This window comes from Azospirillum palustre (assembly GCF_002573965.1).
GTDB lineage: Bacteria > Pseudomonadota > Alphaproteobacteria > Azospirillales > Azospirillaceae > Azospirillum > Azospirillum palustre.
Genome location: NZ_PDKW01000037.1, coordinates 412,547 through 427,979, shown reverse-complemented (window position 1 = coordinate 427,979; position 15,433 = coordinate 412,547). Strand labels below are relative to the sequence as shown.

Here is a 15,433-nt window from a genome sequence, read left to right as displayed (position 1 = left end):
GCCATGGGGCGGAACGGTCGATGGCTGTGATTGCCGGCCGGGCGAAACATCGGTCCCGGAACACCGGTCCCGCCCCTGCCGGCGATGCCGCTAATCGGCGGAATGGGGTTCGGCCATGGCAACCACGACCTTGCGCGGCCCGCTGAAGGGCGTGCGGGCATGGGCGGCCAGCATGTTGTCGAGCATCATCACGTCCCCGGTCTCCCACGGGAACAGCACCGTCTCGTCGGCCAGGACCGCGCGGATGGCGGCAAGGTCGGCCGGATCGATGGGGCCGCCGTCGGCGTGGTAGACGTTGCGCGGCAAATCCTCCTCGTCGAGGATGTCGAGCAGTGCCGTCCGCACCTCCTCCGGCAGGTTGGAGACGTGGAAGAGGTGGGCCTGGTTGAACCACACCGGCTCCCCGGTCACCGGATGGCGGGCGGTCGCCTGACAGATCTGGCGCGTGCGCAGTTCGCCATCGTCCTTCCAGTCGCAGAGGATGCGGTGATCGCGGCAATAAGCCTCCACCGTCGCGCGGTCCTCCGTGTTGAAGACCTTCTGCCACGGCACGTCCAGCCCGTTGCCGTAGTTGCGGACATACATCAGGCCACGCCGTTCGAACCGCTCGCGGATGTCGGCGGGAATCCGGCGGTGGATCGCCCGGCTGTCGGCGATCGGTGTCTCGCCGCCGACCGGCGCCGCCTGGACGCAGCAGAACCAGATGCGCATCGGCCAGTCGCGGGTGTAGGCCTGCTCGTTGTGCAGGGGAATGTGCTGGTCGGCCGGATATTCGGTGGAGGTGTAGACGCCCGACGTCACGTTGGTCCGCGGGGTCGAGCCGAACTCGTAGCTCAGAAGCGGATGGCCGAAGGCGGCGGCGAAGGCGCGGAAGCGCTCTACCGAATCCGCGGCCGGACCCAGCGCGAAGCCGCGGAAGAGGATGCCGGCACAGCGCGGCAGCCAGTCGTGCACCAGCGGCTCCACGTCGGCGAAGGCGTCGAGCAGATCCACCTGCGGATCGCGCGCCCGCACCAGCAGCGGCAGGCCGCCACGCGCATGGGAAAAATCTTCGATCGTGAAACTAGGCTCGGCCATGGGACCCTCATGAATTCAGGCGGTCGCGGCGATCCCGCCCAAGCCTTCCGCCAGCCGGTCGAGGAGCGGACGCTCGTGGGCGCGCAGGAAGAAATGGTCGCCGTCGAACATCTCCAGGGTGAAGCCCCCCCGCGTCTCCACCGACCACGCCCGCAGCCGGTCGGCGGCGATGTCGTCCTGCGTGCCGCCGAACACCCGGATCGGGCAGTCCAGCGGCGGCCGGGGACGGTAGGCGTAACGGCCGCACAGCAGGAAGTCGGCGCGCAGGACCGGAAGGGCCATCTCCAGCAGGTCGCGATTGCCGAAAACCTCCTCGGCCGTGCCGCTGAGGCGGCGCATCTCGGCGATCAGCCCGTCATCGTCCAGCGGCTCGGCCCAACGCCCGTCCTCGCGCCGGCTGGGAGCGGCGGCGGCCGACGCGAACAGCGCCCGCGGCTGCCCCCGCCCCCGCCCGCGCAGGGCATGCGCCAGTTCGAAGGCGAGGAGACCGCCCAGGCTGTGTCCGAACAGGGCGAAGGGGCCCTGCGCTTGCGGAGCCAGCTCGTCCGCCAGTTCGGCGGCCAGCGCCGTCAGGTCGGTCCTGGGGGGTTCGTCCATCCGCCGGCCGCGGCCCGGCAATTCGACCGGCACCACCTCCAGCCAGGAGGGCACGAGGCGTTTCCAGCGCGCATAGATCATTGCGCTGGCGCCGGAATAGGGAAGGCAGAACAGCCGCATCGCCGGTGGTGCAGCGCGACCGGGGACGGGGGCGGTCACGGACGTCATCGCGCGGCGGCTTCGTCCATCTGGCGGCGCAGGCTGAGCGGCCGCATGTCGGTCCACACCTGCTCGACGTAGGCGAGGCAGTCGGCCTTGGGACCGCTCTTGCCCGCCTCGCGCCAGCCGGCCGGAACCGCCTTGTAGTCCGGCCAGATGGAATATTGTTCCTCGTGGTTGACCAGCACCTTGAAGGTGATGTCCTCGCGGTCGAACGCCATCGCTGTCCTCGTTCACTGTCGGGAGTGGAGCGGCATTCCGGTCCGGCCGCTCATGCGGTCCGCGCCCGGCGCCCTCCTGCCCTAATGGACGAAGCAGCGCGGCGAATCGTTAGGAGGATTTTGCGATTCCCTCGCAACAACAGATGCGAGGGGTGCTGCGGCGGTCAGCGGACCAGCCCGACGGGCTCCCCGGACTCCGGATGGGGGATCACCGCCATCGGCAGGCCGTAGATGGCGCCCAGCCGGGCGGAGGTCATGATCTCGGCCGGCGTGCCGCGGTCGATCAGCCGCCCGCCGTGCAGGGCGACGATGTCGTCGCAGAACCGTGCGGCCATGTTCACGTCGTGCAGCACCGCGATCACCCCGATGCCACGCTCCCGCGACAGCCGGCGGACCAGCGCCAGCACCTCCACCTGATGGGCGACGTCGAGCGCCGAGATCGGCTCGTCCAGCAGCAGGCACCCGGCATCCTGCGCGATCAGCATGGCCAGCCAAACCCGCTGCCGCTCGCCGCCCGACAGGCTGTCCACCAGACGGTCCGCGAACCGCGCGGTGTCGGTCAGCACCAGCGCCTCCTCCACCTTGCGGGCATCCTCCGCCCGGAAGGCGCCGAGAGCGCCATGCCAGGGATAGCGGCCGAGCGCCACCAGCTCCCGCACCAAGAGCCCGGAGGCCGGCGGCATGTGCTGCGGCAGGTAACCGATCCGGCGCGCGAGCGCCCGCTGTTTCCAGCGGTCCAGCGGCTGGCCGTCGAACAGCACCCGCCCCCCGCTGGGGTGTTGCTGACGGGCGAGGATCTTCAGCAGGGTCGATTTGCCGGAGCCGTTGTGGCCGATCAGTGCGGTCACCCGGCGGGGAAGCAGGTCGCAGGACGGCAGGTCGAGCAGGAGGCGACCGGGCAAGGCGAAGCTCACCCCTTCCAGCCGGAACATCGGCGCATCTAACGAGGTCATGCGGAGATCCTGCGGTCTGATGGTGCGTCCGGAGGCATGCGCCGCCAGTAGGCGACGGTCAGCAGGCGGTCGCGGTCGATGCCGCGCCCACGCAGATGGTCGCGCAGGAGGGCGAGATCGTCGAACTCGCAGGCTACCCAGGCGAACAGCGCGGCCGGGCCGGACGGCAATGTCAGCGCGCGCACCGCCTCCACCAACCGCCCCGGCGATCCGGCACCGCGGCGGTGCAGCCAGTGGACGGAGACACCGGCGGGTGCCCGCAGCGGCAGCTCGTCCGCCGCATCCTCCACCTCGATCAGGGCGGTGCCGTGGGCGTCGGCCGGCAGTTCCTCCAGGATGCGGGCGATGGCGGGAAGCGCCGTTTCGTCGCCGGCCAGCAGGTACCAGGGCGCCGGACGGATGCCGAGCCCGCAGGGACCGGACATGCCGCAGAGGTCGCCGGGCCGTACCTCCATGGCGAAGGAGGTGCCGGGTCCACCGTCGGCATGGAGAACGAAATCGATGTCCAGTTGGCCCGCCTCGGCATCGATGCGCCGCAGCGTGTAGTAGCGGACCGCCGGACGCCGGTCCGGCTCGGGCCAGAGCGGCCGTCCGTCGGGGCCGGGGCGCGGCCAGGACGGCGTCTCCAATCTGGCCGGCGGCAGATAGAGCCGGACGTGCAGGTTGTCCGCCGTGGCGAAGCGGCCGAGGTCACGGCCACGGAAGGTGACGCGGCGCAGGCGCGGCGTCAGGTCCCGAACGGCGGCGACACGGATCTCGCGGAAGTCGGCGAAGAGCGGTCCGGTCTCCACATCGCCGGTCCAGACGATGGCGACATCCTCCCCCAGCAGACCGACCAGCTGTTCACCGACGGAAGCGCGCAGCCGCTCCAGAAGGCCGCGGTCGTCCGCCTCCGCCCGCAGATGCAGGGCGTCGGCCCCGACGGTCAGAGCCAGCCGCCCGAACGCGCCGCTCGCCACCAGGGTTTCGCCCTCGCGGGTGAAGGTCAGGCCATAGGGCTCGGCGGCGGCGACCAGCCGGCCGGCGGCAGCGGAGGGGCGGTCGTGAGGAATCGCGGTATCGCAGGAGAAGCGGGGCATCAGCGCCGTCCCAGCAGCCAGAGAAGGAAGGGTCCGCCGATCATCGAGGCGAGCAGCCCGGCCGGCACCTGATAGGGAAAGATCACGCTGCGGCCGAGCCAGTCGGCTATCAGCATGATCAGGCCGCCGAGCATGGCGGAACCGGCGAGATGGGCCGCCGCCCGCTGCAGGCCGAGCATGCGGGCCAGATGCGGTCCCATCAGCCCGACGAAGCTCAGCGGACCGACGATCAGCGTGGCCGCCGCGGTCAGCAGGGCCGAAAGGCTGAACAGCGCGATTCGGCTGAGCGACGGGCTGACCCCAAGCGCGGCGGCCACCCCGCCACCGAGCGGCAGCAGATCGAGCCAGCGGGCGACGAAGGGAATGGCGCCGATGGCGAGCAGCGCCAGCAGAACCGCTGCCAGCCCGTCGGTCCACCCCACCATGTAGGTCGAACCGGACAGCCAGGTGACGAGCGTTTGCAGGCGCGGATCCTGCCCTGCCATCAGGACGGCGACGACGACGCCGGAGATGGAGCTGGTGGCGATTCCGGCCAGCAGCAACCGGTCGGGCGAGAAGCCGTCCTTGCGGCCGAGCGCCAGCATCGCCGCCAGCACCGCGACCGCCCCCGCCCCGCCGGCCGCGATCTGCGCGCCACGCTCCGGCGCATCCGCCGAGAACATCAGCACGATCACGCCGAGGATCGCGCCGGAGGACACGCCGAGGATTTCCGGCGCCGCCAGCGGATTGCCGGTCATCCGCTGCAGCATGGCACCCGCGACCGCAAGCATGGCCCCGCCGGACAGCGCCGCCAGCGCCCGCGGCAGCCGCCAGGGCCACAACGCGGCAAGATCGCCACCGGAACTCCAGCCCCAGCCATCCGGACCGGGACCGAAGGCGACCGCCATCCACAGGGCCAGGGGCAGCAGCAGGGCAGCGCCGGCAAGCACCAGGGCGGGCCGGGAGGCGCGCGGCGGCTGGGCGGCGGCGGACATCACCGGCGGCGCGGAGGTCCGCAGCCGCGGCAGAAGCCACAGCAGCATCGGCACGCCCAGGACAGCCGTGACGGCACCGGTCGGCAATTCGCGGTAGGTGACCGGCGCCATCAGCACCAGGGCGTCGGTCGCCCACAGCAGGGCGGCACCGCAGAGCGGCGCCCACAGCATCCGCTGCCCCAGCCGGCGGGCGCCGGCCATGCCGACGATGGTCGGGGCGGCCAGCCCGACGAAACTGACCACGCCGACGGCGGCGACGGTGAGGGCGGCCAGCATCACCGCGATCAGCAATCCGGCCAGACGGGCGCCCACAACCGACAGCCCCAGGCTGCGCGCCCCGCCCTCCCCCAGGCCGAGCAGGACCAGCGGGCGCAGGACCAGCGCCGCGGCGACGGCCAGCACCGCCAGCCGGGGCGCCAGAAAGGCGGCCATGCCCCAATCCTGCTGGTCGAGGAAGCCGGCGCCCCACAGGAAGAGGCCGATCAGCAGGTCGTGGTTGAACAGCACCATCACGCCGCTGACCGATCCGGCATAGAGGCTGAGGACGAGGCCGGCCAGCACGACGGTGACCGGCGACAGCCCCTTGCGCCAGGACAGCGCCAGCAGCGCCGCCGCCGACAGTCCGGCACCGGCCAGCGCGACCCATTCCCGGCCCAGCGCCAGCGCTTCGGGCAGCCACAGGGTGGCGACGGCGAGCGACAGGTGCGCGCCGGCGGAAATGCCGAGCGTGGCGGGTTCGGCCAGCGGGTTGCGCAGAACCTGCTGCAGGATGGTGCCGGCAAGCCCCAGCGCCGCCCCGACCATCAGGGCGACGGCGAAACGGGGAAACAGCACGTAATGGGCGGCGAGCTGATCGAGCCGCGCCGGATCGGGATCGACCAGCGCCCTCCACCACAGCTCCGGCGGCAGTTGCCGGCCGAGCACCAGGAAAGATGCCAGCCCGGCCAGCAGGAACAGGCCGGTCACCGGCCAGGCGGGACCGAACCGGCGGGACGGGGTCGGGATCGCGGTGTCAGCCATGGCGTTAGGCAAGCCTTTCGCCGAGCAGGCGGACGAAACGCTCCGCCGCCGGGACGCCGCCATAAAACAGGATGGGCGGCAGGATGGTGACGCGGCCTTCACGCAGGAAGGGCAGCCCGGCGAACAGCGGCAGGTCGGCCAGCGCCTCCAGCGCCCGCTGGCCTTCGCTGCCGATGTTGACCAGTTCGGCATCGGGACGGCCGGTCAGACGGTCCATGGTCACGGTGGCGTGGCCGTAGGGGCCGCTGGGACCGGTCCAGGCATTCTCGATTCCCAGCCGGTCGAGGAGATCCTGATACAGGCTGTTGCGCCCGTGGATGAGAACGCGGCGCCCGTCGAGGACGCTGAGAACATAGAGAGGGCGCAAGGGCACGCCGGACAGGCGCGCCCGCGCCTCGTCCAGCGCCCGCTCGAACCGCGCGACCGCAAGCTCCGCCGCCTCCGACACACCCAGTTCGCCGGCCAACCGGCGCAGGGAGGCGACGGCGAAGGCAAGTTGGCCGCTCCCCCCATTTTCCGTCCCCTGCCCTTCCCCCGATCCCGTGTCGAAAGACTGATAGAGGGTCAGCGGCGCGATCCGCTCCAGCCGGCCGCGCACCGCCGACAGCATGCCATCGGTGACGAAGCGTGCCGGCGCCAGCCGGTCGAGCAGCTCCAGGTTCGGCTCCGCCCTGGCACCGATGTCCGGAACGCTCGAAGGCACCGCCGGCTCGATCACGGAGCGGCGGTAGCGGTCGATCTCTGGCAAGCCATGCGGAACGATGCCCAGGGAAAGCAGCGCCTGCGCACTCGTCCAATCGAGCGCGCAAACCCCGCCGTCCGCCCTCGGCTCCGCCGACCGTGCACCGCCGGCCAGAAGACCGAGCGGCAGCGCGGCGGCGGCATGGAGGAACCGGCGCCGGTCGACGGCGCCGGTCATATCGGGCATCGGGGACAACGGTCCCGCCTTACCAGCTGTACTTCAGCGTCGCCAGGACCTGGCGGCGGTTGCCGTACAGCACCGTGTTGTCGTAGAAGCCCGCCGAATAATACTTCTTGTCGGTCAGGTTGCTGACGTTGAGCGCCACGCTGGCCCCCTGCAGTTCGGACCGCAGGGCCCCCAGGTCGTAGCGGACGGCGGCGTCGGCCAGCGTGTAATCCGGGATGGTCTCGGTGTTGCCGGCATTCTTGGACGAGCCGACATAGCGCGCGCCAACCCCGAAGCCGAGGCCGGTGAGCGGACCGGACTTGAAGGTGTAGTCGCCCCAGGCCGAGGCCATGTGGCGCGGAATCCCCTTCGGACGCAGCCCGACCGAGCTGGCGCTGGAACCGACGGCCGGATTGTCCTTGGTAATCTCGGCATCGACGAAGGCGTAGGAGGCGATCAGGCTGAGCTCCTCCGTCAACTCCATCTTGCCTTCCAGCTCGATGCCGCGGCTGCGGATCTCGCCGTCCTGCACCGCGAAGCCGCTGTAGACCGGGTCGTTGGTGACCACGTTCTGCTGGGTGATGTGGTAGAGCGACGCCGAGATGAAGCTGTTCCAGCCGTTCGGCTGGTACTTCACGCCGACCTCGTACTGGGTGCCGGTCGTCGGCTTGAAGGTGCCGCCGCCGCGCTGCGGCGCGTAGGTGCCGGTGGTCGGCTGGAAGGAGGTCGCATAGCTGGCATAGGGCGCGATGCCATTGTCGAAGACATAGCCCAGCCCGACACGGCCGGTGAAATGATGGTCGCGCGCGGTCTGGGAGCTGCTGGACAGGTTGTCCGTCTCCTTGTCGACCACCCAATCCTGGCGGCCGCTGAGGGTCAGGATCCAGTTGTCGTAGCGCAGCTGGTCCTGGAGGTAGGCGCCGATCTGGGTCAGGTTGCTCTTGCCGTCCACCCAGGGGTTTCCATAGAGGAAATCGGTCCCCGGATAGCTCGGGTTGAGAACGTCGATCACCAGCTCGTTCAGCGAGTTGCGCCGCGTCTCCCGCCCGATGTAATAGCCGTAGTCGACGCCGGCCAGGATGGTGTGCGACACAGCACCGGTCTGCACCTTGCCTTGGACGTTGCTGTCGAGCAGGTAGGTCTCGGTCGTCTTCGGACGGTCCTGCACCCCGACCGGATAATCGCGCCCGTTCACCAGCTCCACCGGCCAGGCGGTGCTGAAGGCGCTGACGAAGTTGACCTTCGAATGCATGTAGCGGGCATTCTGGTGGAAGGTCCAGTTCGGGCTGATCTCATGCTCCAGCTCATAGCCGACGGTCGTGTTCTGCACCTTCCAGTCGGAATAGCCGGGGATGCCGAAGAAGAGATCGGTGCCGATCCGGTCCATCGCATCGCGGGGAATGCTCTGTTCCGCTCCGCTCATCTTCAGCTTCTGATAGCTGGCGAGCAGGGTCATCTTGGTCTTGTCGGTCGGCTTGAAGGTTACGGCCGGCGCGATGTAGAAGCGGTCGTCGGGCGCATGGTCGACCTGGGTGTCGGACAGGCGGCCGAGGCCGGTCAGGCGGTACAGGACCTTGCCGTCGCCATCCACCGGCCCGCCAAAATCGAAGGCGGCCTGACGGCGGTCATGGCTGCCGGTTTGCAGTTCGATCTCGTGCAGCGGCTTGTCGGTCGGCCGCTTGGTGGTGAGATTCACCACGCCGCCGGGCGAGGTCTGGCCGAACAGGACCGACGACGGGCCCTTCACGACATCCACGCGCTCCAGCCCGTAGGGCTCGAAATTGGTGTCGTAGTTGTTGAAGCCGGCACGCAGGCCGTCGCGGTAGATGCCGAACAGGTTGAAATCGCGGAAGCCCCGCATCGAGAAATCAGGGGCGCCGGGGCCGCCCGGATAATCGACCACGGCGATGCCGGGCGAGTATGCGACCGCACCCGCGAAATCCTGCACCGCGCGCTGGTCCAGCTCCTTGCGGGTCACGACGGAGATCGTCTGGGGGATTTCGACCAGCGGCGTCTCGACCTTGGTGCCGACGGCGCTGCGGGTGGCGACATAACCCTCCGTGCCACCGACGACTCCCTGAACGGAAATCGGGTCGAGAACAATGCCGGTGCCCGTGGCGGCCTCTCCGCTGGTGGCCTGCCCGCTGCCCTGGCCGGACTGGCCGCCGTTCGTCGCCTGCTGCGCCAGACCGGCCGGCTGGTTCGCCAGCAGCGCCAGACCGGCCATCGTCGTCGCCAGCAGGAAGGATTTCAAACGCCCGTGCCTGCCCGTCGCCAGACGACCGGCCGATCCGGCCGCGCCAACCTCAATCTCCATCACAGTTCCCCCAACTGAAGCTCCATCCGACGGATTCCGCTCTCTCGCGAAATCCGTCTCCCGGCTCTAAGACGAAGGGGGTAGGCGAATATTAAGGAGAATCTTTCATACGTACGAATTTTCGTGCGCGGCGGCCATCGTCGACGGCTCCGACAGGCCGGGGCAGCGGTCGAAGAAGTCACGGCGGTCGAGCACCATCAGCGCGGCACGCTTGTGCGGGAAGTCGAACTCTCGTTCGCGCAGGAACCCCAGGGACTGCATGTGCCCGATCATGCGGGCGTTGTCGGCCCGCGGCTCCGACACCACGCGGCCGGTGCGGGCATCGTCCAGGAACATCCAGTGCACCAGCGCCGAAAGCCACGACCGGACCTTGTGCGGCCCGCGGTGATGCTCCTCCCCCACCAGCATATGGATGCCACGGTCATGGTCGCCCGGCGCACAGAAGGGAGCGATGCGGTCCTCCTTCGCCCAATAGGCCTCGAAATAGGCGAAGGGTTCATCGTCGAAGCAGCCGATCAGTGTCTGGACATGCGGGTCCGCCGCCAGCCCCTCCAGATAGGCGCGGTGTCGCAGGAAGTCGCCGCCCTCCTGCCAGAAGGCGAGGACCCGGGGGGTGTTCTGCCAACGGTTGAAGCGCTCCAGATCGTCGTCGATGTCGAGGCTGCGCAGCGAAATCCAGAGGCCGAGCGCCGGATCGAACCGGCGGTACAACTCCCCCGCCGGCTTCGGCGGCCGGTGGAGATGCACTCCATCACCCCGCGCAATGGCCGGATAGCCGGTGATGCCCGGACAGCGCAGCCAGGGGCCGGGCAGTTGCCAGAAGGCGTCGCGCCGGCTGATGGCGTCCCCTTCACCATCGGCGAGCAGCAGGCCGGATCGCAGCGATGCCGGGTCGGGCTCGATGCCACGCCAGACAAGACGGCGGCAGGCCGGGTCGCCGGTGAACAGCCAGCACGCCGCCGCCCAGGCGGCATCCATGGCAAGCGGAGCGGGACGTTCGCCGACGAGATCGGGCGCAAGGACGAGGCCGCCCTCGATCGGCTCGCAGGCGGCCGACAGCAGCGGACGGCCGTCGATGGACAGGCGCAGACCGCCGGACCCGGTCTCGGCGGTCAGCCGGCGGCCATCGGGCAAAGGCAGGGTATGGGATGATGTCATGGTGGCGGATTCCAGTTCTTGGCGCCCGCTGCCGCCGTCCCGTCACCGGGCGAGGGCGAGCAGCCGGTCGCGGGTCGCCCCGAAGCACAGATAGACGGCGGCGCTGGTGTGGACCGACACCCCATCCACCTCGGCCGGGATGCGGTCATCCATGTCCAGAACCTCGACAGCCGCCCCGCGGCCGGTGAAGAGCCGCTTGGCGGCAAGGGTGTTGGCGAAGGGCACCACGGCATCCCGCCCGGCTCCGCACAGGACCATCGGCGCGCGCGGTGTCCAGTCCAGCAGGTCGTTGCCGGCGAGGGCGCGGCGGAACGGAGCCTGCGGATCGTCGAAGGAGCGTGTGAAGCCGTCCTGGCGAAGCCGCGCGATCTCCGGTCCCGGCGGCAGCATTCCCTGCCGGAGCACATCGAAGATGTCGAGGCGGCCCGGCATGAATTCCTCGACCGTGGCGTCGAAGGGCGACCGGAACACGTCGGCGGGCGACGCATAGATGTTGCCGTAGACGCGCTGCATCGCCACCACGGCATAGGCGAACAGCGCCGTCGCCAGACCGTTGGGCCCCGCCGGCCCGGTCGCCGACCAGCCGTCGATGAAGGTTTGCTCCAGCGCATAGGGACCGGACATCGGTGCCGTTCCGGCAAGGTGGAACTCGCCGGCATGGTCACGCTCGATGGTGCGCTGGGCCGCCATCGACGCATGCCCTCCCTGGGAATAGCCGGCCAGCAGCACCTTCCCGGACAGCGGGATCCGCGCCTCCCCCGCCACTCTGCGCGCGGCGCGCAACGCATCGACGATGGCGGATGCCTCGCTCTCCGCATGCAGATAGGGATGGAACGGATAGTCCGAGCGGCCGAGCCCGAGATAGTCGGTGGCGGCGACCGCGACGCCGCGGGCGGCGTAGAAGGTCAGCAGCGGGCTGTCCCCCGCCGCCAGCGTATCGTCGGCCTGACTGGCATCCCGCCGCGTCTGGGTGCCCTGTGCCCAGCCCAGCAATTCATGCGGCTCTCCGCAATCCGGACCGCCGGGCAACAGCAGCATGGCCGAGGCGGTCGCCGGTTCGCCATGCACCCCGATGGTGGCATAGGTCACCCGCGACAGGGTGACGTCGCAGCGCGGCCGGCCGATGAAGCCGGCGCGCGATCCGAGCCCGGCCTCGATCGCATCCCGCCGGTAGGTCGCCAGCGTCGCCACCTCAAGCACCGAGCCCCGTGCGAAGGCATGGGCAGCCAGACCGGAGGCCTTCGCCGCGGCATCGTCCGCCGCAGCGGCTGCCGACCCGGCCGCGCAGACGGCGGACAGGATGCACAGCAGCCACAGCCCGGCGCGTCGGCCCCGCATCATCCCGCCCATCAGCGGTTCAACGCGCCGGCAACCAGTCCGGTCGGCCCCGACTGACGCCGGGACCGGCCGTCGGCCGGCGCCAGATCGCGGTAGAGGGCGGCGGCGATCTCCGCCGCCCGGACCGGCAGGACCGACAGCAACGTGTCGCTCAGCCCATGGGTCTCCTCGCAGAAGCCCTGGATGAAGACCGGTGCCGTCAGCTTGGGGTCGGTACTGACGCGATAATCGCGATCGACCCGCAGATCGCCCGTCAGGTCGCCCAGCGGCTCCAGCAGCCGACGGTGGGAGTTGCGCTCGTACCCGGTCGCCAGGACCACCGCGTCATAGCGGATTTCCTCCAGGACACCGTTGGACAGGTCGCGCAGGGTGAGCGCGATGCCGGCTCCGTCGGACGCGACCGCTTCGATCTGCCGCCGGCACAGGAAGCCATGGCGCTGCACGCCGGACACCTTCTGGCGGTAGAGGATGCCGTAGATGCGGTCGATCAACTCGGCATCGACCACCGAATAGTTGGTGTTGTGGTAGTCGCGGATCAGTTGCGCCCGTTCGTCCTCCGGCAGGTTGAACATCACATCGGTGTAGGCCGGCGCGAAGATCTCGTTGACGAAGGGCGTGTCGTCGGCCGGACGCAGGACCGCAGAGCGCAGGATCATGTCGGCCCGCACCGACGGGAAGCTGTCGTTGAGGTCGATGAAGGCCTCGGCGGCACTCTGCCCGCCACCGACCAGGGCGATCCGCATCGGCGTTCCGGCGGCGCAGGGCTGGGTGGCGATCCGCCGCACATAGTCGGCATGATGGAACACACGGGGATCGTCCTTCAGCCCGGCGAACAGCGCCGGAATGCGCGGCGTTCCGCCGGTGCCGACCACCAGCGAGCGGGTCCGGCGCACGCGTTCGATACCGTCGGGGCCGCGGGTGACGACATCCAGCATGCTGATGACGCCGGACCTGTCGGCGACCGGTTCGACGCGCACCACCTCCGTGCCGTAGCGGCAGGCATCGGAGAAGTGGGACGCCACCCAGCAGAGATAGTCGTTGAACTCCATCCGGCAGGGATAGAAGGTGCCGATGTTGATGAAATCGATCAGCCGCTCCTTGCGGTGCAGATAGTTCACGAAGCTGTAGGGGCTCTGCGGATTGCGCAGGGTCACCAGATCCTTGAGGAAGGAGATCTGCAGGTCGCTCTGCTGGACCAGCGTGCCGCCATGCCAGCTGTAGGAGACCTGCCGGTCGAAATAGGCCGTGTCCAGCGCCCGTCCGGAACGCTCCGCCTGTTCTTCGAGGGCGATCGCCAGCCCGATGTTGGAAGGCCCGAACCCGATCCCGGCAAGGTCCAGGGGCTTTTCGGAGAGGCTGAACTGAGTCATGGAATTGTCGTCCGCTGTTGAGAATCCCAAAAACGCCGCCACGGCTGCCGGACGCATGGGCCGGTCCTGCTCCTGCCTGTGCCGGTCGTGCCGGTCGATGGCGTGGCGGGGCTCCAGCCGGATGCCGACCGACCTCAGCCGACCGCCGCCTCCTTCCGGATTCTTGAAAGATGACGAACGCACCCCGCGGAAATTTAGGCCCTTTCGCATCCGAGCCGCTTTGGTGGACAAATCGGCATGGTGACGGCGTCCACCGCGGGGGGCAGCAGCTCCGGGAAACGCCTGGCAAAGATTCGGCACGGACAGGCCGGATTGCGACATTGGAAGCGGCGAACGAGAAGACTGACGTAAACGTCATTCTTCGAACGACCGGCTGTGCCCGCTGATCGAACGGGTGACGATTCGCTTCCGCGCTGCCGGGACCGGCGTCGAGATCGGGTTGGAGGGCGCGATCTGGAGGCGCTGCTCAGCCTCGGGCTGAGCCCAAACGCAGCGAAGGCCGGCGCTGCGGGGGCGGCCGGCCTTCGCGAACAGGTGCGTTCGGTAATGGTGGTTGCGGGGGCACGCGCCCACTGAGAATTGACTCTGCCGCCGGTAGATGTTTAATGCCGTCGGTCGAGCGATGCATTGCCTATAAATTTTGAAGACGACCGCTGAGCTGCCCCCGATATTCAGGTCAGCTCAGCCGATTATGCTGCGCCCGTACGGCCGCCAGGTCCTTCCGAAGCCCGGACGCGAAGCCTTCCAGCGACGTTCCGGCGGGCGGCAGCCAGCCAGTCATCGAGGGTGCTCGTCCCTTGTTTGCGCACCAGCGCGGGGATATCGGCCAGCAGCGTGTCCAGGGACGTCCTGCGCCGGCTCGTAGGCTACAAGTCGCACATCAACATCGACCGCCGGTTCCGCCTGATCCGGCGCTTCCTGGTCACCGACGCGGCACGGCACGATGGCGCGCAGTTGCCGGGCCTGCTCAACCCGGACGCCATCGACAGCCGGGTGTGGGCGGACAGCGCCTACCGTTCAGAGGCCAACAAAGCGGCCATCGCGGCGGCGGGACGCCGCAGCATGGTGCATTTCCAAAAAGCCGAAGGGGCGGCCGACACCGGGGCCGCACCATCGGCCTCGCTCGCGCGACGGTGGAGTTCGGGATCGCCAACCTCGCGTACAATTTTCCGAGATCGTGTCCCCGGCCGTGGTGTAGGAGCGGAAAGGCGCTCATGGTCTCTGGCTGGTCTCGCCGGGATTGTCAGGTGGCCACAGCGCGTAGGTTGACGAGGGGATCATCGCCGAGCGGAGCGGAGGTTTCCAGCGTCATATAGCGCGCCCGCTGAACGGCCCACTCGTCATTCTGCTCCAAGAGGATGGCGCCGATGAGACGTGTAATCGCTTCCTCGTTGGGAAATATACCGACAACCTCGGTGCGTCGCTTGATCTCGCCGTTGAGGCGTTCAATCGGGTTGGTCGATTGGAACTTGGACCGATGCTCTTTGGGAAAGGTCATGTAGGCCAGGACGTCTTCTTCCGCCTCATCCATCAGGGCGGCCAGCTTCGGCAGCTTGACTCGGACCTGATCAGCAACTTGCCGCCACTGCGTGCGTGCGGATGCCGCATCATCCTGCGCGAAGGCGGTGGCGATGAAGGCCGCCACGACACGGCGCCCGCTCTTGCCGGCATGGGCAAGCGCGGGCCTGGAAAAATGCACCCGGCACCTTTGCCACGTCGCCTGGAAGACCCGGGTGACCGCCGCCTTGATGCCGCCATGGGCGTCGGAGATCACCAGCTTAACGCCGTTCAACCCCCGGCGCTTGAGCTTGCGCAGGAACTCGATCCAGAAGGTCTCGGCCTCGGACGGGCCGATGTCCATCCCCAACACTTCGCGACGGCCGTCGGTGTTGACCTCCACGGCGATGGTGACGGCCACCGAGACGATGCGCCCGTTCTGGCGCACCTTCACATACGTGGCAGTCAGCCACAGCCGGCCCGGGTCTCCCAGTCGCGATCCCGATAGCCGTTGCGCTGGACCAGCCGTTCGGCCGACCGTTCACCATGACCGGCGCCGGTCAAACCCTGAACTTCCAGTTCCATCAGCCGCTCGGCGGCGAAGTCGATCATCTCGCGCAGAACATCGGCATCCGCACCCTTCTCAAGCATCGTGCGAAGCGCCATCATCTCATCGGTCATCGTGGTCACCCTCGGTCAAGGTTTTGTTGTGGTGACCAGACTCTACCGAAGCCGCGATGACCGCCCTTCTGTGGATAACCGGCCC

Annotated in this window: 11 protein-coding genes and 2 pseudogenes; 1 reads left to right on the top strand and 12 read right to left on the bottom strand. The window is 68.9% G+C overall.

The annotated features are described in order from the left end of the window. Positions 1 to 90: 90 nt before the first annotated feature. The 11 genes from CRT60_RS03830 to CRT60_RS03780 form a co-directional block, all read right to left on the bottom strand. Complete coding sequence (locus CRT60_RS03830) at positions 91 to 1,077, bottom strand: TauD/TfdA family dioxygenase (protein ID WP_098735107.1); 987 nt, start codon at positions 1,075 to 1,077, stop codon at positions 91 to 93. Between the two features lie 15 nt (positions 1,078 to 1,092). Then, on the bottom strand, positions 1,093 to 1,842 hold the full coding sequence (locus tag CRT60_RS03825) for a thioesterase II family protein (RefSeq protein WP_204561644.1): 750 nt from the start codon (positions 1,840 to 1,842) through the stop codon (positions 1,093 to 1,095). Further along, on the bottom strand, positions 1,839 to 2,054 hold the full coding sequence (locus CRT60_RS03820; RefSeq protein ID WP_098735105.1) for an MbtH family protein: 216 nt from the start codon (positions 2,052 to 2,054) through the stop codon (positions 1,839 to 1,841). Before CRT60_RS03820 ends, CRT60_RS03825 begins: the two co-directional genes overlap by 4 nt. 164 nt (positions 2,055 to 2,218) lie before the next feature. Then, the gene (locus CRT60_RS03815; RefSeq protein ID WP_098735104.1) at positions 2,219 to 3,007 is read right to left on the bottom strand and encodes an ATP-binding cassette domain-containing protein; all 789 of its coding nucleotides are present in this window, start codon (positions 3,005 to 3,007) and stop codon (positions 2,219 to 2,221) included. After that, complete coding sequence (locus CRT60_RS03810) at positions 3,004 to 4,086, bottom strand: siderophore-interacting protein (protein ID WP_098735103.1); 1,083 nt, start codon at positions 4,084 to 4,086, stop codon at positions 3,004 to 3,006. The genes CRT60_RS03815 and CRT60_RS03810 overlap by 4 nt, the downstream gene beginning before the upstream one ends. Beyond that, positions 4,086 to 6,080: a Fe(3+)-hydroxamate ABC transporter permease FhuB gene (gene fhuB / locus CRT60_RS03805; RefSeq protein ID WP_098735102.1), complete on the bottom strand. Its 1,995-nt coding sequence runs from the start codon at positions 6,078 to 6,080 to the stop codon at positions 4,086 to 4,088. Before fhuB ends, CRT60_RS03810 begins: the two co-directional genes overlap by 1 nt. Before the next feature lie 4 nt (positions 6,081 to 6,084). After that, positions 6,085 to 7,008: an ABC transporter substrate-binding protein gene (locus CRT60_RS03800; protein WP_098735101.1), complete on the bottom strand. Its 924-nt coding sequence runs from the start codon at positions 7,006 to 7,008 to the stop codon at positions 6,085 to 6,087. 19 nt (positions 7,009 to 7,027) lie between these two features. After that, a complete protein-coding gene (locus CRT60_RS03795) occupies positions 7,028 to 9,304 on the bottom strand; it encodes a TonB-dependent siderophore receptor (RefSeq protein ID WP_098735100.1) in 2,277 nt (758 codons plus the stop codon). Positions 9,305 to 9,409: 105 nt separating this feature from the next. After that, on the bottom strand, positions 9,410 to 10,462 hold the full coding sequence (locus CRT60_RS03790; protein ID WP_098735099.1) for a GNAT family N-acetyltransferase: 1,053 nt from the start codon (positions 10,460 to 10,462) through the stop codon (positions 9,410 to 9,412). Between the two features lie 42 nt (positions 10,463 to 10,504). Beyond that, positions 10,505 to 11,803, bottom strand: coding sequence for a lipase family protein (locus tag CRT60_RS03785; protein ID WP_161957974.1), 1,299 nt, complete (start codon positions 11,801 to 11,803; stop codon positions 10,505 to 10,507). An 8-nt stretch (positions 11,804 to 11,811) separates the two neighbouring features. Beyond that, positions 11,812 to 13,170, bottom strand: coding sequence for a lysine N(6)-hydroxylase/L-ornithine N(5)-oxygenase family protein (locus CRT60_RS03780; protein ID WP_098735097.1), 1,359 nt, complete (start codon positions 13,168 to 13,170; stop codon positions 11,812 to 11,814). 864 nt (positions 13,171 to 14,034) lie between these two features. Here CRT60_RS03780 and CRT60_RS37465 point away from each other — a divergent pair. Then, a pseudogene (locus CRT60_RS37465) lies at positions 14,035 to 14,348 on the top strand (transposase); the annotation flags it as partial. Positions 14,349 to 14,413: 65 nt separating this feature from the next. On the opposite strand, the pseudogene CRT60_RS03775 reads toward CRT60_RS37465, so the two are convergent. Next, a pseudogene (locus tag CRT60_RS03775) lies at positions 14,414 to 15,348 on the bottom strand (IS256 family transposase). Positions 15,349 to 15,433 lie beyond the last annotated feature (85 nt).

What these genes read in the sequence shown, in the direction of transcription:
- CRT60_RS03820 (WP_098735105.1), bottom strand. Translation starts at nt 2,054, where the DNA reads ATGGCGTTCGACCGCGAGGACATCACCTTCAAGGTGCTGGTCAACCAC.
- CRT60_RS03795 (WP_098735100.1), bottom strand. Translation starts at nt 9,304, where the DNA reads ATGGAGATTGAGGTTGGCGCGGCCGGATCGGCCGGTCGTCTGGCGACG.
- CRT60_RS03785 (WP_161957974.1), bottom strand. Translation starts at nt 11,803, where the DNA reads ATGATGCGGGGCCGACGCGCCGGGCTGTGGCTGCTGTGCATCCTGTCC.
- CRT60_RS03810 (WP_098735103.1), bottom strand. Translation starts at nt 4,086, where the DNA reads ATGCCCCGCTTCTCCTGCGATACCGCGATTCCTCACGACCGCCCCTCC.
- CRT60_RS03815 (WP_098735104.1), bottom strand. Translation starts at nt 3,007, where the DNA reads ATGACCTCGTTAGATGCGCCGATGTTCCGGCTGGAAGGGGTGAGCTTC.
- CRT60_RS03830 (WP_098735107.1), bottom strand. Translation starts at nt 1,077, where the DNA reads ATGGCCGAGCCTAGTTTCACGATCGAAGATTTTTCCCATGCGCGTGGC.
- fhuB (WP_098735102.1), bottom strand. Translation starts at nt 6,080, where the DNA reads ATGGCTGACACCGCGATCCCGACCCCGTCCCGCCGGTTCGGTCCCGCC.
- CRT60_RS03790 (WP_098735099.1), bottom strand. Translation starts at nt 10,462, where the DNA reads ATGACATCATCCCATACCCTGCCTTTGCCCGATGGCCGCCGGCTGACC.
- CRT60_RS03800 (WP_098735101.1), bottom strand. Translation starts at nt 7,008, where the DNA reads ATGCCCGATATGACCGGCGCCGTCGACCGGCGCCGGTTCCTCCATGCC.
- CRT60_RS03825 (WP_204561644.1), bottom strand. Translation starts at nt 1,842, where the DNA reads ATGACGTCCGTGACCGCCCCCGTCCCCGGTCGCGCTGCACCACCGGCG.
- CRT60_RS03780 (WP_098735097.1), bottom strand. Translation starts at nt 13,170, where the DNA reads ATGACTCAGTTCAGCCTCTCCGAAAAGCCCCTGGACCTTGCCGGGATC.